The sequence below is a fragment of the Caulobacter sp. DWR1-3-2b1 genome (genome assembly GCF_049895765.1).
Taxonomy (GTDB): domain Bacteria; phylum Pseudomonadota; class Alphaproteobacteria; order Caulobacterales; family Caulobacteraceae; genus Caulobacter.
In genome coordinates this window covers 25,508-47,463 of the sequence record NZ_JAFCSZ010000018.1, presented here as the reverse complement: position 1 = coordinate 47,463, position 21,956 = coordinate 25,508, and the positions used below count along the sequence as shown (strand labels likewise).

Sequence of the window (21,956 nt, the reverse complement as noted above, 5' to 3'; positions counted from 1 at the left end):
ACAATCAAATAAAAACGTTTAGTTGGGGAGCTAGGAATTTGACTAATCAACATCGGAAAGCCGTGCTGACGCGCGGTCTGGCGGTGGCCTTGCTGGCCGGCGCTTCTCAGGTGGCTCTGGCCACCAGCGCATTCGCCCAGGACGCCACCACTGTCGAAGAAGTGGTCGTCACCGGGGTTCGCGGATCCCAGATCAAATCGGTGGACGTAAAGCGCTCGCAGGCCTCGATCGTCGACGCCATTTCGGCGGAAGACATCGGCAAGCTGCCCGACGTCACCATCGCCGACTCGCTGCAGCGTATCTCGGGCATCCAGATCCAGCGCAACGCCGGCGAGGGCACCACGGTCAACATCCGCGGTCTGGCCCAAGTCATCACCCTGCTGAACGGCGAACAATATCTCAGCGCCGGCAATATGGGCGCGGCCCAACCGAACCTGCTGGACGTACCTTCGCAGCTGATGAACCAGGTGCTGGTTTACAAGTCGACCGATCCGAAGAACGCTCTGTCGGGCATTTCGGGCACCATCGACCTGCGGACCCGCCGTCCCTTCCAGCTGCCTGAAGGTTTCACCTTGGCTGGCGGCGTCGAAGCCCAGCGCGGCGAGCGCACCAAGGAAAACGACTACCTGCTCAACGGTGTCCTCAACTGGCGCAACGACCGCGTCGGCCTGATGGTCTCAGCCGCCAAGAGCAAGTCGAACCTGGGCAACAACTTTTCGGGCACCATCGGCCTGTCGGGCAACAACGATTGGGGCGGCGGCAACCCGAACAACTTCATTTCGCCGCATGGCTTCGAAAGCTTCAACCGCGTCGTCGAACGTGATCGCCTCGGCGTCAATGTCGCCTTCGAGGCCGATCTAGGCGAAGGCTTCACCCTGATTGCCGAAGGCTTCTACGCGGAACTCGAAGAGTATAACCGTGCTGTCGGTCTCAATATCTCCAACCGTTGGGATGGCGGAGCTTTTGGTAACTGGACGACCCCGACGATGTCCGAGGCCACGGGCGTTAACAGCCCGGCCCAAGGCGGGAACGGCCGTCCCTGGCTAGCCGTCGATGAGTACAACATCGACGCGTGGTGGATTAATTCCTTCACGGTCAACCGCACCACCAAGTCCAAAACCAAGAACTACAACCTCGAACTGAACTACGACAATGGCGGTCCCTTCACCTTTGAGACCCGCGCCATTCGCGCGGATGGCGAACGCCTGAGCATGAACGGCCAAGCCCAGGGCGACCTGAGCAACTGGCGCTACGCGCCGGGCCGCTTCAACCTGTTCCGCGACGGCGCCGACCGCACCCGCGGCACCTTCTATCCCAAGGCGGTCTGCGACAAGTTCCCGGCCTCGCGCCGTACTAACGCCGTCGCTGGCAGCGCTGGCGGTTGCTACCTGGATCCGAACCCCCAGGGCTACGGCGCCAACCCGCAGCTGAACTACAACATCAGCGGCGACAAGGCGGTCTGGTCTGGCTTCGACAAGCCCTTGGTCGGTGGCTTGGGCGCGGGCAAGACCCTCAAAGACTACATGGCCAACAAGGATAGCTATGCGATCGGGGCCTTCTCGTCGGAAGGCAACAACGAAGTCGAGTCGGACATGAACGTGTTCCGCGCCGATGGTCACTACGCCTTCGACGACAAGTTCCTGGGCTTCATCACCAAGATCGACGCCGGTGTTCGCCAGAGCAAGCGTTCAGTCGAGGTCGAGCAGTTCCACCTGTTCTCGGGCTTCTACGGCGGCTCGCCCGGCGCGGTGCAGGCCAATGGCACGCCGGTTCCGGCCGGCGGCTGCGAGGCTCAGTGGAAGGCCATCGACGTCGTCATGAACCAGAACCAGTGCCAGGCGGGCGAATTCGTGCCCGATCCGGTCACCGGCCTGCAAGTGTTCCAAGGCTATACGGTCAATGCGCCGACCCGTCTGGAAACCTATAACAAAACCGTCTGGGTCGATGACCTGGGTGGCGTGACCGCTGGCATCCCGGGCTTCTGGGCGATCGACCCGCGCGACTTCGACGATGCGGAAGCCTTCCACAAGAAGGTCTTCGGCGGCGCCATCCGCGTTCAGGTCCCCGGCCAGACCTATGACGTCAGCCTCAGCGAACAGAGCGCCTTCGGCGCCGCCAACTTCGCGATGGGCGGCCTGTCGGGCAATGTGGGCCTGCGCGTCATCGAGACTGAACTGACGGTGAAGCAGAACCTCACCGGCGACACCCGCAACTACGGCGACACCAATGCCGACGCGGGCGACAACGTCACCAAGCGCAAATACACCGACTGGCTGCCGTCGGTGAACCTGACCTACGACCTGGGCGAGCACTTCAAGATCCGCGCCGCCTACTCCAAGACCATGCAGCCTCTCGACCTGGGCAGCTATGGCGGCGGTCTGAAGATCAACACCGCCGACTGTGGCGCGGTTCTGCCGAACGTGCGTTGCGTCACCAGCGCCAACGCCGACGGTAACCCGAATCTGGATCCGTGGCGCTCGCAGAACTTCGACGGCGCGATCGAGTACTATTTCGGCCGCGCTTCGATGTTGAACGTCTCGGCCTTCAAGCTGAAAATCGACAGCTTCGTGACGGGCGGCAACACCACCGGCCGCTTCCCTGACCAGGACGGCGTGATCCGTCGCACCGTCAATGTCACTCTGCCCATCCAAGGCGATGGCGGCGAGGTTGAAGGGCTGGAAGTTGGCGCAAAGCTGGCGATGAGCGACATCCTGCCGGATGCCGGGTTGCTGTCTAACTTCGGCGTCGACAGCAACTACACCTACTCGCCTAGCGAAGAGTCTCGCCTGGATCTGTCTGGCGAAAAACTGCCCTTCCTTGACAACTCCAAACACCAGTTCAACCTAGTCGGCTGGTATCAGGACGAGAAGCTGCAGGCGCGCGTCGCCTACAACTATCGCACTGAACGCCTGTCAGGAACGATGGGCGCGGGCGGCAACCGCGTGAACCCCGTCTTCCAAGACAAGACGGGATATGTGGACGTCAATGTCAGCTATAACGTGCGTGACAATGTCACCGTTTACTTCAACGGCTCGAACGTGACTGGAGAGATCGAGGATTATTACGTGCAGTTTGCCAAGGGCAAGACACAGTACGATCACCAGAACGAATTCGAACCCCGCTACACCGTCGGCCTTCGGGCCCGCTGGTAAACTCTAGGCTCACCTCCTGCGGCCGCCGTGACCCCCTCGTCACGGCGGCCTTTTTTTGGAGGCGGCCCTGTCCGAGCCGAGCCCCAGGCAGTAGCCTCTGATCAGCCGGATCTATCTGAGAGCGCTTCGGGAGGGCGATTTTGGACCAGCCCACGCAAGACAACCGCATTCGCAATGTCGTCATCGTTGGCGGCGGAACGGCTGGCTGGATGGCGGCCGCCAGTCTGCAGCGTCACTTCCAGGGCTCGCCCCTGAACATCACCCTGATCGAAAGTTCCGAGATCGGGACCATCGGGGTGGGCGAGGCGACGATCCCGACCATCCGCAATTTCTACCAGAACCTGGGCCTGAGCGACCTGGACGTGATGCGGGCCACCGGCGCTACCTGCAAGCTGGGCATCCGCTTCAACGACTGGCTAAGGCCCGGATCGTCCTTCATCCATCCGTTCGGCCTCTTCGGCCAGGATCTGAGGGGCGTGCCGTTCCATCACTACTGGCAGCGGCTCAAGGCTCTGGGCGAGACAGCCGGGATCGGCGAATATTCCCTCGGCGCTTCGCTGGCCAAGGGCGGCAAGTTCACCCAGCCATCGCGCAATCCGCCGTCCAGCATGTCGGTGTTCGACTGGGCCCTGCACTTCGACGCCAGCCTGTTCGCCAAGCTGATGCGCCAGGTCGCCGAGACCGCTGGCGTCACCCGGATCGACGCCCGCATCACCAAGGTCAATCTGCGTTCCGAGGACGGGTTCATCGCTTCGGTGAATCTCGACAATGGCTCAACGGTAGCGGGCGAGTTCTTCATCGACTGCTCGGGCTTCCGGGGACTGTTGATCGAGGAGGCTCTGCAGACCGGTTACGAGGACTGGTCGCAGTGGCTGCTGTGCGACCGCGCCCTGGCCGTGCAGAGCGAAGGCAGCGGAGAGCCACCGCCCTATACCGACGTCACCGCTCAGACGGCCGGCTGGCGCTGGCGGATCCCGCTGCAGCACCGCTATGGCAACGGCTATGTCTATTCGAGCCGCCACATCAGCGACGACGAGGCCATGGTCGAGCTGAAGCGCGCCGTGCCTGATCCGCTGCTGCACGAGCCGCGTCAGATCCGCTTCACCCCGGGCCGCCGTCTGAAGGCCTGGAACAAGAACTGCGTCGCCCTGGGCCTGGCGGCGGGATTTCTCGAGCCGCTGGAGAGCACGAGCATCGCCCTGATTGAAACCGGCATCGAGAAGATCAAGCAGCTCTTCCCGGACCGGACCTTCAATCAGGGCGTGATCGACGAGTTCAACGACATGTCGAGGCTGGAGATGGAGCGCGTGCGCGACTTCATCATCCTGCACTACAAGGCCAATCAGCGGGACGACACGGCGTTCTGGCGCGACTGCCAGGCCGTGGAAATTCCCGATACCCTCAAGCACAAGATCGAACTGTTCCGCGAACGCGGCCACTTCATCCGCTACCGCTGGGAAATGTTTCAGCCGGCCAGCTGGCTGGCGATCTATACGGGCTTCGATATCCTGCCCAGGACCTGGGATCCCAGCATCGACGGCCTCGACGTCGAGTCGCTGCGCCGGGGCATGGCGGAGATGCGCAAGGCCGTGAAGGCGGCGGTCGACGCTGCGCCGACGCATGGCGACTTCCTCGACAAATACGCCAAGCCGGCCCTTTCTCCGCTCTCCCCGGCGAAAGCCGGGGGCCAGATCGAACCCGAAGCGATGCGGGTATGAGCTGGGGCAGAAGGCGCAACACCCTCAAACGCTCAGGCTGAGTCTGGGTCCCGGCTTTCGCCGGGGAGAGTGGATCTAGGTTGGATTTTCTATAGGTCGCGACGCTCCGATGGAGGCGCGACAGAATAAAATCAAGGCCGGGGAGGCCGGATTAGAATGACGACGGACGCCAATCAGAACGGGATCCGCAAGGTCGTGATCGTCGGCGGCGGCAGCGCCGGCTGGATCTGCGCGGCCATGGCCAGCCACTACTTCCACAAGACCGGTGTCGAGGTCGAGCTGATCGAGTCCGAAGAGATCGGCACCATCGGCGTGGGCGAGTCGACCATCCCGCCGTTCCTGCAACTGATCCACAGCCTCGGCATCGACGAGCAGGATTTCATTCAGAAGACCCAAGCCAGTTTCAAGCTGGCCATCCGCTTCGAGAACTGGCGCAACAAGGGCGAGACCTATTACCACCCCTTCGGCCAGATTGGCGGCCCCATCGGGCGGCACGAATTCTACCAGTGCTGGCTGCGGGCCAAGGCCAACGGCCATCCTTCGAACCTGCAGGACTTCGCCCCGGCCACGGTGATGGCCGACCAAGGGAAGTTCATCCCGCCGTTCCGCGCCCAAAAGACCCTGCTGAGCGGCGCCAGCTACGCCCTGCATATCGACGCCAAGCTGGTCGCCCAGTACCTGCGCGACTTCGCCGAAGCCCGGGGCGTCAAGCGCACCGAGGGCATCGTCACCGACGTGGTCTCCCATCCTGATGGTTTCGTCGAGAAGGTGATCATGAAGAACGGGACCGAGGTCTCAGGCGACCTCTTCATCGACTGCTCGGGCTTCCGCGCGCTGCTGATCGGCAAGACCCTGAACGAGGAATATCTCGACTGGTCGGACGTGCTGATGTGCGACCGCGCCGTCGTCGCCCAGACCGAGAACGTCAAGGACCCGCATCCCTACACCCTGGCCCAGGCCCAGGACGCCGGCTGGCGCTGGCGCATTCCGCTGCAGCACCGGGCGGGCAATGGCTATGTGTTCTGCAGCAAGTACATCAGCGACGACGAAGCCACCGCTACTCTGATGGCTCAGATCGAAGGCGATGTGCTGTTGGGTCCCAACATCATTCCGTTCAAGACCGGGATGCGTAAGCGCTTGTTCCGGAACAATGTGGTGGCCATCGGTCTGGCCGGAGGTTTCATCGAGCCGTTGGAATCTACCGCCCTGCACCTGATCTATCGCGGCATGGACTTCCTGCTGCGCTACTTCCCGGACAAGGATTTCGATCCTGGCCTGGCGGCCGAATACAATCGGCGCATGGCGATGGACTATGAAGAGATCCGCGACTTCATCGTGCTGCACTATTACACGACCCAGCGCGACGACACCGCGTTCTGGCGCGACTACCAGAAGGTCAAACCGCCGGAGAGCCTTCGCGAGCGGGTGGCGCTGTTCAAGTCCAGCGCGGTGCTGCGCGACGGTGTCGACGACATGTTCCGGTCGCCCAGCTGGCAGTCGATCATGGAAGGCATGGGCATTCGCCCCGACCGCTATCAGCAGCTGGTCGACGCTGCGCCCTATTCAGTGATCCAGCAGACGCTCGACCAGTCCGCGCCGATCCTGAAAGCCCAGGTCGCCGGCCTGCCCAGCCATGGCGAGTTCCTGGCCCAGCATTGCCCCGCCGCGCCGTTCAAGCGCACTGCCTGATCCGGGCGGCGACGGACGCTTTGATGCGTCTGTCGCCTTTCACGGTCAGCGGGTGGCGGCGATGGCCGGGCCGTAGAGCAGACCGTTGAACAGGAACTTGAAGGTTCCGTAGGACTGGGCTCGCTGGGTGACCTCGGGTCCCATGGCGAACAGCTTGCCCTTGCCCACATCGATATCGAGGATCGCGGTCGAGCCTTTCAGCTTCTCCTGGCCGACGGCCCAGCCGCTGCGCAGCGGCGCTTCGCTGTCGAACCACGAGACCCTCGACACTCCCGTCGCGTCCGACTTGAGGGTAAAGGTCGGGCTGCGGTCGAAGAACACGTCCACCTGATCGGGCAGGCCATAGGCCAGCGGCTGGCGGTTATCGACCCGTGCGCGCAGCACCGAGCCGGGGATGTAGAGCTCCTTGGTCGGTAGGGCCTTGAGCTCGCCATTCTCGACCCGGGCTGTGGCGACCTCGACCGGCGCGCCCAGAGCTGTGGCCAGGCGGGTCGAGCCGCCGATGGCGATCACCGTGCCGCCGGCCTTGGCGAAGGCCGCGACCTGCGGGAGCGTCCTGGTGTCGGTCACCTGGCCGAGCCACGCGCGGTACTCCTCGGGGATGTCCTCGGCCCTGGGCTGGGGACCGCCGCGACCGGCGCGAAACGGTCCGCCGGTGGGAGCCGGGAACACGCCGTCGGCGAAGACCAGGACGTCGAAGTCCTTGTTCAGGTCGCCGGCGTTCAGGCGCTGCGGATAGACGACCTGGAAGGGCGCCTCGAACTTCTCGAACATCCAGCGGTTCCAGCCCGAGGGCATCGAGCCGCCATAGACGTCGATCAGGCCGATCCGCACGGGCTTGAGGGGCAGGGCCGCGCCGTTGGGCTTGGAGCTCACGGCATGGGCGTCGATCCCCAAGTCCTTGACGCTGGCGGTCAGCACGGCTTGGGCGGCGGGTGAGGCGGGGACCCAGATCGCGCCGGGGCCAAAGCTGGTCTTGCCGGCCTTGCCGCCGTCCCTCAGCCACTGGACGCTGGCCCCGGCCTTCAGCAGGCGGTTGGTCAGGGTGAAGCTGTTGTTGGTCTCATGGCTGATCAACCAGCCGGCCTTGCCCGAGCCGTTGCCCAAAACCCTGATCTGGCCGGGCTTGACGGTGATCAGATCGGGCACGCGCGTGGTCGGCGCCTCGAAGCCGTCGAGGATGCGGTCGAACTTGACGCCCATCTGATAAGCCAGGGTATAGCCGGTGACATCGTAGGGAGCCTTGGGCGGACCGCCGGGATATTCGGTGTCGTGCGGGTGATCCTGCGGCTCGAACATGTCCATGACGTGCGGGCGATAGGCCTGGGCGGTCTTCACCACATAGGAGCCGGCCGGATAGGTCTTGCCCGCCACGGTGAAGGCCTCGTCGGCCTGCTCGACATCGACACCTGCCTTGATCAGGGCGTTCAGGAACGCCACGACCGTGGGCATGTCGGCCTGGTCGCCGGGCAAGATATAGCCGCGCGGATCGCGCAGGGCGGGAGCCTGCAACACAGTCTTGTAGAGGGTGGGATCGACCGACCCACCGCGTCCCTCGAAGGGCTTGTCCTTGGCGGCGTCCTTCAAGGCGTCGATCTTGCTGGGGCTCAGCGTCCAGCTGTCGCGGCTGCCCTTGGCGATGCCGTTGGAGCCCATCTTCCAGATGTTGAACAGCAGCCGCTCGCGATTGCGCGAGGCGTAGTCCAGCACTGCGCGGTTCAGGCTCCACTGGTAGTCCAGGGTCTGCTGCAGATGCCACATCTGCGGCGGGGCGGGCATGGGCCGGTCGTTGCTGGGCAGCTGGGCGTCGGGAACCAGATTGAGCGGCATGGGCGTGGGGCCACCGGTGATCTCGGTCAGCAGGCCCACCGAATTGTGGAAATAGGCGATCGAGCGCTCCATCCCGTTGTGCCAGGTGGAGTAGGGCGCCGCGCTGCGGGCGCTGGAGCCAGGCTTGTCCTCGGCCACCAGACGGCTGTGCATGGCCATGCCCACCTCCTGCAAGGTGGTCATGACCAGCGGGTCGTAATTATAGTTGGCCGGGTCGCGGAACGGCGGCACGAACACCACCATGCCGTTGGGCGCGGTCTGGTGCTGGTTGTAGACGATTTGCGGGAACCACTCGCGGAACAGCTGGCGGTTGACGTTGGTCGTCTCGGCCATCTGCGCCATGAAGCTGTCGCGGTTGTTATCGTGGCCGATGTACTTCTGGTACAGGCGCGGGATTGAGTTGAACTCGCGCTTGGTCGGGTCTGGGTTGCGCATATACCAGTCCGAGATCAGCTCCATGCCGTCCGGATTGTCATGGGCGAACAGGATGATGACGTCATCCAGCAGACGCATGGTTTCCGGATCGGTCTGGGTCAGCATCTTGTGCAAGACCTGGATCTGACCCTGCGAGGTCACGGTCTCGTTGGCGTGCATGCCGGCATCGATCCAGACGACAGCCTTGCCCTCGGCGGCCAGCTTGACGGCCTCGTCCCTAGAGACGCCTTCGGCCTTGGCCATGCGGCGGGCGATGGTCTGGTAGTGGTCCAGCTTGGCCAGATTGGCAGGCGACGAGACGATCGCCATCCACTGGGAGCGGCCCTCCTCGGACTTGCCGATATCGACCAGCTTCATGCGGTCCGACTGCCCGGCCAGAGTCTTGAGATAGGCTTCATAGGCGGTGTAGTCGGCGAGGAAGTAGTCGCTGCCGACTGGCTGGGCGAAGGCCTTGGCGGGCGGAGTGATCTCGGCAAAGGCGAACGTCGCGCCGTTGACGGCCATCACCAGCGCCAAAGCCGCGCTGGCCATCACTTTATGTCGGGTCATCGAAAAGGCTTCCCATCCAGAACAGGCGGCGAAACACGCCGGCCCCATGATGTCTGACACAGCGCGGCCGCGAAACCGCCGTTCGCGCCAAGAAAAAGCCCGCCCCGGAAATGCCGAGACGGGCCTGATCTTCGTTCTCCAGCGACTTCCCCTTCGAGCGCGAACGCTCGAAGGGGTTTAGCTTCTAGTAGCGCAGGCGTGCGTTCAGGAAGAACGTCCGGCCCAGCACGTCGTAGGTGGCCGGGTAGCCGCTGTTCGACGGCGAGGCGTTGCCGCCCAGGATCGGATAGGACTCCTGGGTCAGGTTCTTGACGCCGCCGGTGAAGGCGACGTTGTCGCTGACTTCCCAGTCAGCCGACAGATCCCAGTAGTTCTTGGCGCCGATACGTTCGACCGTGTAACGGGTCGCCGGGGCGTCGTCATTGACGTCGTCCAGGTGGTTCCAGACCAGGTTCAGGCCGAACTGGTTCATCTTCCAGTTTGCGGCCGTCCGCAGCTTGTGGCGCGGGGTCGGATTGCCGCAACGGGTGCCGAACTTGTCAGCGCACTTGATCGGCGTCGAGATTTCGTCCGGCGTCGTCGTGCTTTCCCAAGTGTTGGTATAGAGCGAGCGGATCGACAGCGAGCCCCAATCTGGCAGACCGAGGTCTTCCAGGGTGGTGCGATAGGTGACGCCGACATCGAAGCCCTCGGTCTTCACCGTCGCGACGTTTTGGTTGGTCAGCGAGATGAAGTCGATCGAGCCGTTGGCGAGGCGGTTGATGGCTTGGCAGTAGGGCGAGCTCGGGTTGCCGTTCACGAGTGCGCCGTAGCAGACGTTCATGACGTTCGAGGCGCTACCGCCGAAGCTGGCGATGGCGTCGGTGATTTCGATCGAGAAGTAGTCACCCGTGATCGAGAAGTTCGGCAGCCATGACGGCGTGTAGGCGAAACCATAGGTAATGGTCTTGCCTTCTTCCGGCGCCAGGTTCGGGTTACCACCTGTGAGGGTCTGGGTCTGCTGGTTGGCGTTGATCACGCCGACTGCGCTGGCCGAGACACCCGAGTTGATACAGGCCTGACGCGTGGCGGCGTTCGGCGCGGCGCGAGCCGAGCAGTTGTCCGTCGAGGTCGGGAAACCGTTGCTTTGCGGAGCGTACAGTTCGCCGACCGACGGTGCGCGGATCGCCTTGTTGTATGAGGCGCGCAGCAGCAGGTCGTCGAAGGGCTTCCAGGTGCCGGCCACCTTATAGGTCTCAACCGGCGAAGGCTGGGTGGTGTAGTCCGACACGCGGCCGGCCAGTTCCAGGTCCAAGGACTGGATGAACGGCAGGTCCTTCAACAGGGGAACCAACAGTTCGGCATAGGCTTCGTAGACGTCGAAGCGACCGCTGACGGCCGGGCTGGCGTTGAAGCCCGTCAGGTTACCCGTGGCCAGATCCTGGCTGGGGTTGAAGGCGAAGTCTTCAGCGCGGTATTCGCCGCCGACGGCGAAGCCGATAGCGCCGGCGGGCAGCGAGAACATGTTGGCCGTGTCACCGCTGAAGGTGAAGCCGGCGTACAACTGCTCGTAGTCTTGCGACGAGTTGATGCGGGTCTTGATGAAGTTGACCGCAGCCGCAGACATCGTGCCCTGACCGAAGATATTGACCGGAACGCAGCCACCCGACGGATCGGCGCAGCCGGTGCCTGCGGCGTTCAGCAGAAGGCCCTGCTGGATACGGACCAGGCTGGTGTCGCCCAGCAGCGAATTGCTGCCGGCGGTGTTGCCGTACTGGAAGTAGGAGTCAAAGCCGCCGTTGATGGCTTCGATATCACCCTTCAAGCCCAGCTGGACTTGGAAGCCGGTGAAGTTGAAGGACGAGACGCGCGGGCCAACATCGCTGAGGCGCTTGTTGAACACGCCGGTCACGGTCTCGAACAGGCCGTCCCCGTCGCTGTCGATATCCGTATAGGTGCCGGTAGCCCAGGGGCTGCTGGCCGGAACCGAATAGGCCGCGCTCGAACCCAGGCTGTTCAGTGCGGTCTTGGCCGCAGCGGTCAGGAAGGGGTTGTTGTCGAGGCTGAAGCGGAAGATCCGGTTGCCGACGGGCGTCGGGGCCAGCTGGGTCGTAACCCGGCTGCTGACGAAGTTGCCCCTGGCATAGGCGGTCAGGCCCGGCTTGATTTCGTAGCTGGCCAGCGAGGTGACCGAGAAACGCTCTTGCGGGGTCTGGACATAGTTGACCGGGGCGAAGTTGTAGGTGTCATTCGCCGAATTATAGAGGCGGATGCCGCCATCATTCAGGAAGAAGCCCGAATTGGCGGCGAGGTTGGCGACGCCCGGCAGGGTGATGAACCGGCCAGCCACGAATGGGTCGACACGGCCTGGCTCGATCGAGCCAGAACCCGAAGGCACCAGCCCGGTGCGCGTGGCATTATCGCCCCAGGCGCGGCCTAGCATGCCGCCGCGCACGCCCTGGGTCAGGGCTTCGCGTTTATTGTAGCCGAGGCTCAGGACGACATTGCCCTTGCGATCGGCGAAGTTGGCGCCGAAGGTCACGTCGCCTGAATAGATGGGGGCTTCGCCGTCATCTGTGGCCTGATACCCGGCCGAGACTTCCATGCCTTCGAAGTCGGTCTTCAGGATGAAGTTGACGACGCCGGCCACGGCGTCAGAGCCATAAACGGCCGAGCCGCCGCCCGACACCACTTCGATGCGCTTGATCAGCGCCGGCGGGATCAGGTTGAGGTCGACGCTGCCGGTCGAGGTGGTCGGGGTCTGGCGCTTGCCGTCCACCAGCACCAGGGTGCGGTTCGAGCCCAGGCCACGCAGGTTGACCGTGGCGGTGCCGTTGTTGCCGTTGTTAACCGTCGAGGTGATGCCGGGCACGGCCTGCGGCAGGGTGTTGAGCAGGTTCTCGGTGTTGACGACGCCTGATTGCTCGAGCTCCTTTTCACCGACCGTCGCGACGGGGCTGGATGAAATCAGGTCAGGACGCGCGATGCGCGAACCGGTGACGACGATTTCTTCGACCTGCGCGACTTCTTCAGCGGCGGGCGCGGTCTGCGCGAAAGCGGGCATTGCCATGGCGAGCGGTGCGATCGCGCCGCAGAGCACGGTGGACGCCAGCAGGCGCTTCCGGGTGGACAAACGGTTAAACATCAAACCTCCAACATATTTTTTGCGCCGTCTCGGCTTGATCCAAGTCGTAACGCCCCCAACCCGCGCCGTTGCCGACGCGAATTGGTTGCGAGAGTGACGGCTGATGAACTGGGGTCAATGTTTCCGAGAGGCCTCCGGCAACAATTGGCCGGCTGTGTAGCAAAAGTGACGCATGCGATTGCTGCGAATGGGCGTCCTGCCTGATTTTCTACCGGAATGATCGGAAAAAGGGGAATAGTATACTTGTTGCTATTGTATAATATTACACCTTTGTAACACTGAAAAGCCGCCCATATTTCGACACCTTTCGAGGAATCGAACGCGTGTTTCATGTCGAAGGCTTCATGAGTTTGTAAAAATTCATTAATCTTTGCGTCAGGAATGGAGCTGGTTGCTGAGAGGGGATTTCGGCTAACTTCGATTTGCGGCCCATTTGAACAGGCTCAATAGCGCTGTTCTCATCGTTGCTAAGTTTGATGGATCAAACTTTTTGATCTCCCCTCGTTCCGGTCCCGGGTTGAACCGCCGAAGGGCGATCTGTTACGAAACGGGCGTGAGGCCCGCTTCGGCGCCGGAGATCCGCTGTGCCGGTCCATTCCATGACGATTTCCCCCGGGGTCCGGATCAACCCGGCGCTCGATCCCGCGCCATTCGCGGCGGTCTATCAGCGGGATGGAATAGTTCAGATCCCGGTGTTCCTCGACCCAGTCGATGCGGAGGGGATCGCCGGGATCATGGCCGGCCTGACCTGGAACGTCGTGGCGCCGGACGAAACCTCCGACACCCTGGTGATCAGTCCACAGGTCATCCAGAAGTTTGGCGAGGCCCAGGTGCGGCAGTTTCTTCAGGGGGCGTTGAAGCGCGCCTCGAAGGGGTTTTCCTTCATCCACCTGTCCTACCCGCTGCAAGACGAATACGGCCGCGATCCCACCGCGCCCATTCATCGGGCAACCGAGTTCCTGCAGAGCCGGGCCTTCCTGGACTTCGGCCAGGCGGTGATCGGCGGCGACCAGGTCGATGGCGTCCGCGTCCAGGCGTCCAACTATCGGCCCGGCGACTTCTTGACCCTGCATGACGACAGCCACAAGCGCGACGATCGCCTGGCCGCCTTCACCCTGGCCTTTACGCGCGACTGGCGGCCCGACTGGGGCGGGCAATTGCTGTTCCATGACACGGACGGCCAGATCGAGCGCGGTTTCACTCCGGGCTTCAACCTGCTGACCCTGTTCCGGGTGCCCCGCGCCCATTCAGTGGCGCAGGTGGCGTCCTACGCCGCCGCAAAGCGCCTGTCCCTGACCGGCTGGCTGGTGCGCGAACCAGCGGCGACGGCCTGAAAGGCAGACGCCCTCTTGCGGGGCGCCTCGCCTGCGCTTCCAATGCAGCAGTTCAAATCGTGGGGTCGTATGAAAACCTGGTTCAATCTCGCCTTGGTTGCGGCCTTGGCCGTTCCGCTGGCGGCAACGGCTGCCGATGCGCCCAAGTCGGCTACGCCTGCGGTGTTGAAGGCCCTCTTCGACTGCCGCGCCATCACCACCGACGCCGAGCGGCTGGCCTGCTACGACGCGGCGGTCGGTCAGGTGAACAAAGCTGAAAAGACCGGCGAGGTGATCATCGTCGACCGCCAGGAAGCCCGCGCCGCGCGCCGTCAGGCGTTTGGCCTGGATCTGTCGGCCCTGTCGATCCTCGACCGCAGCGAAGTGAAGACCGAGGTCGATCGGGTGATCGGCGAAGTCGCCAGTGCTCGCCGGGGCGGCGACGGCCGCTGGACGGTTGTGCTGGCCGACGGCGCGGTCTGGAAGCAGGTCGACGACCAGTCGTTGTCCAAGGATCCGAAGAAGGGCTCCAAGGTCGAGATCCGCAAGGCGTCGATTGGCAGCTATTTCATGAACGTTGACGGTCAGCGCGCGATGCGGGCGCGTCGGGCCGACACCCAATAGGCCGTCCGCCTCGACAACTGGCGAAGTCCGGGAACGGCCGTAAAAAAATCCGCGCGAAGCTATGGCGTTCAGCCAAGGCCGATGAAAAGGTCGCGGCCGCCGAGAGATGGCGCGGGCGTCGCCCGCGCGACCGGCCAGTTCGTTGGGGGCGTCTCACATGCTTGGATCCATCAGTCGCGCCGCGCTAGCGGCGGCTCTGCTTCTGTCCGCCGCAGCGCCCGTTCTGGCCGCGCCCAAGGACAAGGCTCCAGCGTCCGAAGCAGCCCTGGTTGGCACGACCCGTCAGGACGGCTTGCTGCCCGTCCATGTCGACAAGACCAAGGGTCGCATCCTGCTGTCTCTTCCCAAGGCTGACGCCGATGGCGTCAGCGGCCGGTTCCTCTATGTGGCGGCGCTGAAGACCGGTCTGGGCTCGGCCCCGGTGGGTCTGGACCGCGCCGCTCTGGCCGACACCCAGGTTCTGGTCTTCCGCCGCATCGGCAAGAAGGTGATCGCCGAGTACGAGAACCCCAAGTTCACCGCCGTCGGGGCCCCCATCGCCGAACAGATCGCCGCCCGCGAATCCTTCGCCGTCTCGACGGTATGGGCAGGGGAGGTGGTTGCGGAGACGCCGGACGGCCGCATCCTGGTCGATATCGGGAGCTTCCTCATACGCGACGTGATCGGCGCGGCGGACGCCCTGAAGTCGGCCGGCGAAAACGGCTTCAAGCTGGTCTCCGACCTTTCCATCGCCGATCCGTCGGCCGTGAAGGTGTTCCCCGAGAATATCGAGTTCGAGGCCCGCCAGACCTTCGCCTCGGATACGCCCGGTCCCGAGACCCGCAACATTGCGCCGGACGCCAAGCAGATCACCCTGATCGTCCGTCACTCGCTGGTGAAGCTGCCCGAGCCGGGCTTTGTCCCGCGCGCCTTCGATCCGCGCGCCGGGACCTGGGGCGTCGTCGGTCTCGACTATGCGGTGCCGCTGGGCGACGACATAGTCGGCCGCTGGGCGCGCCGGTTCCGGTTGGAAAAGACCGATCCGACGGCGGCGGTCTCGGCGGTCAAGAAGCCCATCGTCTTCTATGTCGATCGCGCCGCGCCCGAGCCGATCCGCACCGCCTTGGTCGAGGGCGCGGCTTGGTGGGCCAAGGCTTTCGAGGCGGCAGGCTTCAAGGACGCCTACCGTGTCGAGGTTCTGCCCGAGGGTATCGATCCGTTGGACGTGCGCTACAGCGTCATCAACTGGGTCGATCGCGCCACGCGGGGCTGGTCGATGGGCCAGTCGGTTTCCGATCCGCGCACGGGCGAGATCCTCAAGGGCTCGGTGATCCTGGGCGCGCTGCGCGTGCGTCAGGACATGCTGATCTTCGAAGGTCTGGTCGGCGCCGACCAGAACGGCAAGGGCGGTCCCAACGATCCGATCCTGGTCTCGCTGGCCCGGCTGCGGCAACTGTCGGCGCACGAGGTCGGCCACTCGCTGGGCTTCGCGCACAACTTCGCCGCCTCGACCCAGGATCGCGCCTCTGTGATGGATTACCCCGCCCCCCGAGTGAAGGTGACGGAAGGCAAGATCGATCTCTCCGACGCCTACGGCGTGGGCGTCGGCGCGTGGGACATGTTCACGGTCGACTGGCTGTATGGCGAGGCGCCGAAGGCGACCCTGGCGGCCAAGGCGGCGGCTACCAAGCTGCGCTACATCACCGACGGCGACGCGCGGGGCGCAAATTCCGGCCAGCCGTGGGGCGGGCTGTGGGACGACGGCGCGGACTCGGTCGCCGAGCTCCGGCGGATGATCGCCGTGCGGCGGGTCGCCATCGACCAGTTCGGCCTCGGCGCCCTGAAGACCGGCGAGACGGTCGAGACCCTCAAGCGCAAATATGTGCCGGTCTATCTGCTGCATCGCTACCAGGTCGAGGCCACGGTCAAGCAGGTGGCGGGCGTCGAGTTCACCTATGCGGTCAAGGGCGACGCGGGTCAGGTCGCGCTGCTGGTCGCGCCCGACCGGCAACGCGCGGCGCTGGCGGCCCTGATGGCGACCCTGGCGCCGGCCGAGCTGGACACGCCCGAAAAGCTGCTGCCCTTGCTGTCGGGCGGACAGTCGGGCGAGGCCGACCGCCAGCACGTGATTGAGGTGTTCGCGGGCATGGGCGGCCCCGTCTTCGATCCGTTGGTGGCTGCCGATGTGGCTGCGGGCGTGACCCTCGACCCGCTGCTCGCGCCGGACCGCCTGGCCCGGCTGGTCGATCAGCATCGCCGTGATCCGGCCCAGCCAAGTGTGGGCGAGGTGGTCGATACGCTGCTGGTGACGGTCTTTGCGCCAGCCTCCGGGCGTCAGGCCGAAATTGCCCGCCGCGTGCGCTGGCGCACGGTGCTGAACCTGGCCGCCGCCGCGCGCGACGTGAAGCGCTCGCCCCAGGCCGCGTCGGAGATCGATCAGAAACTGTCGGACCTGGCCGCCCGCCTGAAGGCCGCGCCGGGCGGCGATGCATCCGACCGCGCGCTCAACCTGCGTCTGGCCGCCCTGCTGAAAGACGGCGATGAACTGACCCGGGTGTTGGGCGAGACCAAGCTGAAGCCCGAAACGCCGCCCGGCATGCCCATCGGCGATATCGACTAGGCGGGCTCGGCCGGCGCGCCCCGCTGAAGGACGCTGGGCGTGCCGACATAAAGCAATATCGCTTCCCGGTCGGTGCGGTTCTCCACCGTGTGCGGCGCGCGGGCGTCGAAGTGCATGCTGTCGCCGGCCTTGAGCACGGTGTGAATGTCGCCGGCCCGGGCATAGAGCTCGCCTTCCAGCACATAGCGGAAGTGCTCGCCATTGCGGGTGTCGACGGGAAAGCAGTGGCCGGGCGGAATGCGCATCAGGACCGCGTCCAGCTTGCGATCGGGCAGGGCTGAGGCGAGGTCGAAATAGGTCACCGGAGAGTCCACGGCGATCTCCGCCGGCGCGTCGGCGCGTCGCACCATGTCCCGGGCCTGGGGGATCTCCATGAAATAGGAGATCTCGACTTGCAGCCCCTTGGCCAGGCCCAGCATCGACATAAGCGACGGCGTGGTCAGATCGCGCTCGACCTGGGACAGAAAGGGCTTGGAGAGGCCGGATCGGTCGGCCAGTTCCTGCAGGGTCAGGCCCAGCGCCTTGCGACGCGACTTGATGCGCGCCCCGATGGGCGGACGGCGCTTCTTCTGGGGCTCATTTTCTGCAGCGAGAATCATGACGCTATGTTTCCCGCTTGGGCCGGCGGGACGCCAGTTGATTCGTCGTAATGCGCGCAGTCGTGAGATCGACTGAAAATAAACGCTTTAGGCTTAAATATAGGGTTCGGACGAGCCGGCAGTCGCTGGTCGCGGAGCTCCACGACGTGCCATTGAAGCGGTCGCAAACGCCAGAACGCATCCGCATCCACCAGCGCGAAGCCGACCTGCTGGTCGCCGCGCACGAGCGGTTTGTCGCGCGCCGGCCCGGCGGCAAGCGGCTGGTGTTGCGGTTCGCCATTCTGGAAGGCGTCGATCTTTGCGGGCGAGATCTGGCTGACGCCGACCTGACCGGCTCGGCCCTGACCAGTTGCAGGTTCGACCATGCGCGCCTGGCCCGGGCCTGCCTGTTCGGCGCCGACCTTCAGGCCAGCAGCTTCATCGGCGCCTCGCTGGTGCGCGCCGACTTGCGCGGCGCGCGGTTGAAGGGGGCCAATCTCTCGCACGCCGACCTCACCCAAGCCGACCTGCGGGCCGGCCGTATCGCTATTTCCGACGGGGACACCAAATTCGCCGTCATCCGCCACAAGGTCTCGGCCGGTCAGCTGGATGGGGCCAATGTCTCGGGCGCTGTGCTCGACAAGTCCCGGCTGGACGACGTGTCGGCGACCGCGGCGGACTTTTCCGAATGCTCGATGCGCGGTGCCAGGCTGGTCGGCGCCAACCTCAAGAACGCCAGCCTGCGCGGAGCGGTGATCGACAATGTCGATGTGCGCGGGGCCAATCTGGAGAGCGCCGACTTCAGCGACGCGGTGGTGACGCGAGTCGATCTGACCCGGGCCAGGATGATGGGAGCCGTCCTCGACCGCTGCCTGTGCGACCCTCAGGCCGAGGCTGGCGAACGGGCGGCGCTCCTCGTCGTCAAGCTGGCGGCGCATCGCGAATGGGTGATCAGCGGCGGCAAGTCGGGCGAGCCCGCCGTGCTGGATGGCGAGGACCTGCGACCCATCGCCGACATGGCCGGCGCCTTTCTGACGGCCGTGAGCGCCAAAAACGCCTGCCTGGCCGGTATGGACCTCCGCCGGATTTCGCTGCAGGGCGCGCTGCTGGATGGCGCGGATCTGCGCGGCGCCATTCTGCGCGAAGCCGACCTGCGCGGCGCCAGCCTGTCTGGGGCGAACCTCAAACAGGCCGATCTGCGCCGGACTTTGCTGAGCGCGCTGCCGTTCAAGATCGACCGTGAGAAGCCCACGGACCTGACCGAGGCCAGCCTGCGCTACGCCGATCTTCGCGGAGCCGAACTGGGCGATACGAATTTGTCTGAGGCCGACCTGCACGGCGCCAGGCGCTCGGCGGTCCAGGCCATGATGGACGATGCGGACGACGACGGCGCGTTCATGCTGGACATGTGATCGGGCGGCGCCGTGGGCCTTGGAGAAAAACTCGTTGAGCCCGAGAAACTCGCGCGTAGGGTAGGGGCTATGGAAAGCTGCTCGCGCAGGCGGACGGCGCCCATACCGGTCTAACGGGAGGAACGTCATGAACGCCCACGCGCCGATTTCAGCGGCTGATGCGCCGGACTATGCTGGCCTGACCGTCACTCCCGTAAGCACGGTGCTCGGAGCCGAGATCTCGGGTCTGGATCTGCGCCAGCCCCTGACGAACGAGGTCGTTGCGGCCATCCGCGCGGCCCTGCTGCGCCACAAGGTGGTGTTCTTCCGCGACCAGGACATCAGTCACGAAGACCACGTCCGCTTCGGCAAGTATTTCGGCGACCTCGAAGGCCATCCGGTCACCAGCCATGTGCCGGGCTTTCCGGAGATTCTGCACATAGAGGCCGCCGACGGCATGAAGCTGCGCGAGGAGATCGTGCCGCTGGTCCGTGTGGCCAACAAGTGGCACACCGACGTCACCTTCCGTGCGGCGCCCTCGATGGGCGGGGTGCTGCGGATGCGCGATATGCCCCCGCTGGGCGGCGACACCCTGTTCGCCGACACCGCCGCCATCTATCGTGACCTTCCTCAGGCGCTGAAAGATAAATTGGCGAGCCTGACGGCCGAGCACGACATCATCCAGAGCTATGGCTATCGCGTCGACCAGGCCAAGCGCGACGAACTGCGCGCCGCCTATCCACTGATGGTTCACCCGGTGATCCGCACCCACCCGGAGACTGGCGACAAGCACCTGTTCGTCAACAAGGTCTTCACCACCCGCATCCTCGGCCTGCCCGAGGACGAGGCCAAGACCCTGCTGGCCGATCTTCTGGATCGTGTGAAGACGCCGGAATATCAGGTGCGCTTCCGCTGGACGCCGAACGCCATTGTCTTCTGGGACAACCGCGCCACGCAGCATTACGCCACCCTGGACTACTGGCCGCTGGAACGCATTGTCGAGCGGGTCACCATCATGGGCGACGCTCCCTACTAGAGCCCTTTCCGACCTAATGCCTTCATCAAGGGCGGGCGAAAAGGGCTCTAAATCAAAAGTTTAGAGCATTTTTCGATCCGATAACCGTTTCACACTTATCGGAAAATGCTCTAGCCGCCGATCAGCCAGTCGCCGGTCAGGGCCGAGATGTCGACGCCAACCAGTATGACCTGATCGCCACCGCCCAGGTCGATGATGGCGTTGGCTCCGCTCTGATAGATGCTGCGCGCCTGGCCGGCGTCCAGCTGGATTCGGTCGCCCTGAGCGCGGTTGAAGTCGGTGACCAGATCGGAGCCGGAGCCGGCGAAGCTGTAGAAGATATCTGCGCCGAGCCCGCCGGTGATGTTGTCGGCGCCTCGGTCGCCCGCCAGCCAGTCATTGCCGTCGTCGCCCGACAACACGTCGTCGCCCTGACCGCCGCGCACGATGTCGCTGCCCATGCCGCCGTAACAGATGTCATTTCCAAGGTTGCCGTAGACGATGTCATCGCCGGCCTCGCCAAACAGCTGGTCGTTGTTCTGGCCACCAACGACCCAGTCCACGCCCTCGCCGCCATAGGCGAAGTCGTTGCCGATATTGCCATTGATCCGGTCGAACCCGTCACCGCCCGTGATCGTGTCGTTACCATCATTGCCATCGAGCCGGTCGTCGCCCGCCAGACCGTTGATGGTGTCGTCACCGGCCTCGCCGCGCAGCCAGTTGGCCAGGGCGTTCCCGTCGATGGTGTCAACGCCTGAGCCGCCGCGCGCGTCTTCTATCTTGGCGCCAGCGGCCACGGCCACGTTGCCGACCAGACCGCCGACGTCCGAGAAATGACCCTCACGCAGGTCGATCTTCTGGCCGTTGCTGTAGCCGGAGAAATCCAGGGTGTCGGTTCCCCCAGCGTCCCAGACGGCGAAGACCACCTTGGTGGAGGCGGTAGCCTCGAACCAGGATCGACCGGCGTTGGAACCAAAGCCGTATGTGGTGTCGCCGGTTCGGGTCGTGGTGTTGACCCCGTATTCCGCTTGCGCAGCCGCTATGTCGTCGAGCTGCGGCGCCGAGGCGTAGCGACCGCTATAGCTGGCGCCTGTATTGCCCTCGTTGAAATAGCTCATTACCGTGTACTGCCGAGAGTCCTGGTAATATTCAGCGTTGGCCGCATAGGTGAAGGTCTGGCCCGCCACCGCGTCGTAGTTGGAGGGGTGGCTTAGACCGATAGCGTGGCCCAGTTCGTGGACAATGACCGCCCCGCCGTAGTTGTTGGCTGTGGGCGTGGCGTTGTAGCCGAGCGACACGTTGAGCCAGACATCGCCTGAACGCGCCGAGATCGCCGGATTGCCCGGAAGGAAAGCGAACGCGCTCGCCCCCTCCACGCCGCTGGAATAGTTGCTGAACAGGATGGAGGCCTGGTTCGAATAGGCTGCCTCGTCGCTCGAGCCTGAACCGACGCGGACGAAGGTGATGTTGGCGACATCCGACCACGAGGTCAGGGCCAGTTCCGCCTGCTGAATCTGGGCGGGATTGAACCGCGAGAACCCGGCGCTGTCGTCGGGCATGGCGTCCGGCTGGGTGGAGCGAAACCCGTAGGTGATGGTGTAGGGCTCGCCGAGGGCCGATGACCAACCGCGGTCGAAGCCCACCAGGGTCAGCCCCGCGGTTTCGACCGACAGGCTGGGCTTGCCGTTGACCGTCGCGCCGGTCCGCTCGTCCCCGTTCAGATAGAACTGCGGATCTTCTGACCTGGGCTGGGCCAGGACTTCAGGGTGGGAGAAGACATCGAACGCCATGGCGCAAAACTCACGCAGAGGGTCCCCCGACCGGGCCTGAACCTAGTCCGCCCGACTGGCGGCTACAATCTGCAACCGTTGCGGCGGATGGACGCGCGGCCAGTGAGCGCCCACGGCGGTGAACGGGTCGTTACCATCCACCACCTTGA

General features: G+C 64.4%; 12 protein-coding genes. 8 read left to right on the top strand and 4 right to left on the bottom strand.

Features of this window, described 5'->3' with window-relative positions; translation table 11 throughout:
- The first annotated feature begins 38 nt into the window (after positions 1-38).
- The 3 genes from ACP69S_RS15300 to ACP69S_RS15290 all read left to right on the top strand — a co-directional run bounded on the left by ACP69S_RS15300 (position 39) and on the right by ACP69S_RS15290 (position 6,559).
- Positions 39-3,152, top strand: coding sequence for a TonB-dependent receptor (locus tag ACP69S_RS15300; protein ID WP_425998623.1), 3,114 nt, complete (start codon positions 39-41; stop codon positions 3,150-3,152).
- Between the two features lie 140 nt (positions 3,153-3,292).
- Complete coding sequence (locus ACP69S_RS15295; RefSeq protein ID WP_425998621.1) at positions 3,293-4,870, top strand: tryptophan halogenase family protein; 1,578 nt, start codon at positions 3,293-3,295, stop codon at positions 4,868-4,870.
- Positions 4,871-5,026: 156 nt separating this feature from the next.
- Complete coding sequence (locus ACP69S_RS15290) at positions 5,027-6,559, top strand: tryptophan halogenase family protein (RefSeq protein WP_425998619.1); 1,533 nt, start codon at positions 5,027-5,029, stop codon at positions 6,557-6,559.
- 45 nt (positions 6,560-6,604) lie between these two features.
- On the opposite strand, the gene ACP69S_RS15285 is transcribed toward ACP69S_RS15290, so the two are convergent.
- On the bottom strand, positions 6,605-9,421 hold the full coding sequence (locus ACP69S_RS15285; RefSeq protein ID WP_425998686.1) for a M14 family metallopeptidase: 2,817 nt from the start codon (positions 9,419-9,421) through the stop codon (positions 6,605-6,607).
- A 136-nt stretch (positions 9,422-9,557) separates the two neighbouring features.
- On the bottom strand, positions 9,558-12,497 hold the full coding sequence (locus ACP69S_RS15280; RefSeq protein ID WP_425998617.1) for a TonB-dependent receptor domain-containing protein: 2,940 nt from the start codon (positions 12,495-12,497) through the stop codon (positions 9,558-9,560).
- Positions 12,498-13,096: 599 nt separating this feature from the next.
- Between ACP69S_RS15280 and ACP69S_RS15275 the strand changes: the two genes are divergently transcribed.
- The 3 genes from ACP69S_RS15275 to ACP69S_RS15265 all read left to right on the top strand — a co-directional run bounded on the left by ACP69S_RS15275 (position 13,097) and on the right by ACP69S_RS15265 (position 17,033).
- Positions 13,097-13,831: a 2OG-Fe(II) oxygenase family protein gene (locus ACP69S_RS15275; RefSeq protein ID WP_425998615.1), complete on the top strand. Its 735-nt coding sequence runs from the start codon at positions 13,097-13,099 to the stop codon at positions 13,829-13,831.
- 69 nt (positions 13,832-13,900) lie between these two features.
- The gene (locus ACP69S_RS15270; RefSeq protein ID WP_425998613.1) at positions 13,901-14,434 is read left to right on the top strand and encodes a hypothetical protein; all 534 of its coding nucleotides are present in this window, start codon (positions 13,901-13,903) and stop codon (positions 14,432-14,434) included.
- Between the two features lie 157 nt (positions 14,435-14,591).
- A complete protein-coding gene (locus ACP69S_RS15265; protein ID WP_425998612.1) occupies positions 14,592-17,033 on the top strand; it encodes a zinc-dependent metalloprotease in 2,442 nt (813 codons plus the stop codon).
- On the opposite strand, the gene ACP69S_RS15260 is transcribed toward ACP69S_RS15265, so the two are convergent.
- On the bottom strand, positions 17,030-17,632 hold the full coding sequence (locus ACP69S_RS15260; RefSeq protein WP_425998610.1) for a helix-turn-helix domain-containing protein: 603 nt from the start codon (positions 17,630-17,632) through the stop codon (positions 17,030-17,032). The genes ACP69S_RS15265 and ACP69S_RS15260 overlap by 4 nt on opposite strands.
- Before the next feature lie 146 nt (positions 17,633-17,778).
- On the opposite strand from ACP69S_RS15260, the gene ACP69S_RS15255 reads away from it, so the two are divergent.
- Together ACP69S_RS15255 and ACP69S_RS15250 are read left to right on the top strand one after the other, a co-directional pair.
- Positions 17,779-19,023: a pentapeptide repeat-containing protein gene (locus ACP69S_RS15255; protein ID WP_425998608.1), complete on the top strand. Its 1,245-nt coding sequence runs from the start codon at positions 17,779-17,781 to the stop codon at positions 19,021-19,023.
- Between the two features lie 127 nt (positions 19,024-19,150).
- Complete coding sequence (locus ACP69S_RS15250; protein ID WP_425998606.1) at positions 19,151-20,038, top strand: TauD/TfdA dioxygenase family protein; 888 nt, start codon at positions 19,151-19,153, stop codon at positions 20,036-20,038.
- 110 nt (positions 20,039-20,148) lie between these two features.
- Here ACP69S_RS15250 and ACP69S_RS15245 read toward each other — a convergent pair whose 3' ends face one another.
- Positions 20,149-21,807 carry a M10 family metallopeptidase gene (locus ACP69S_RS15245; RefSeq protein WP_425998604.1) on the bottom strand — a complete coding sequence of 553 codons (1,659 nt, stop codon included), beginning with the start codon at positions 21,805-21,807 and terminating at the stop codon, positions 20,149-20,151.
- Between the last annotated feature and the right edge of the window lie 149 nt (positions 21,808-21,956).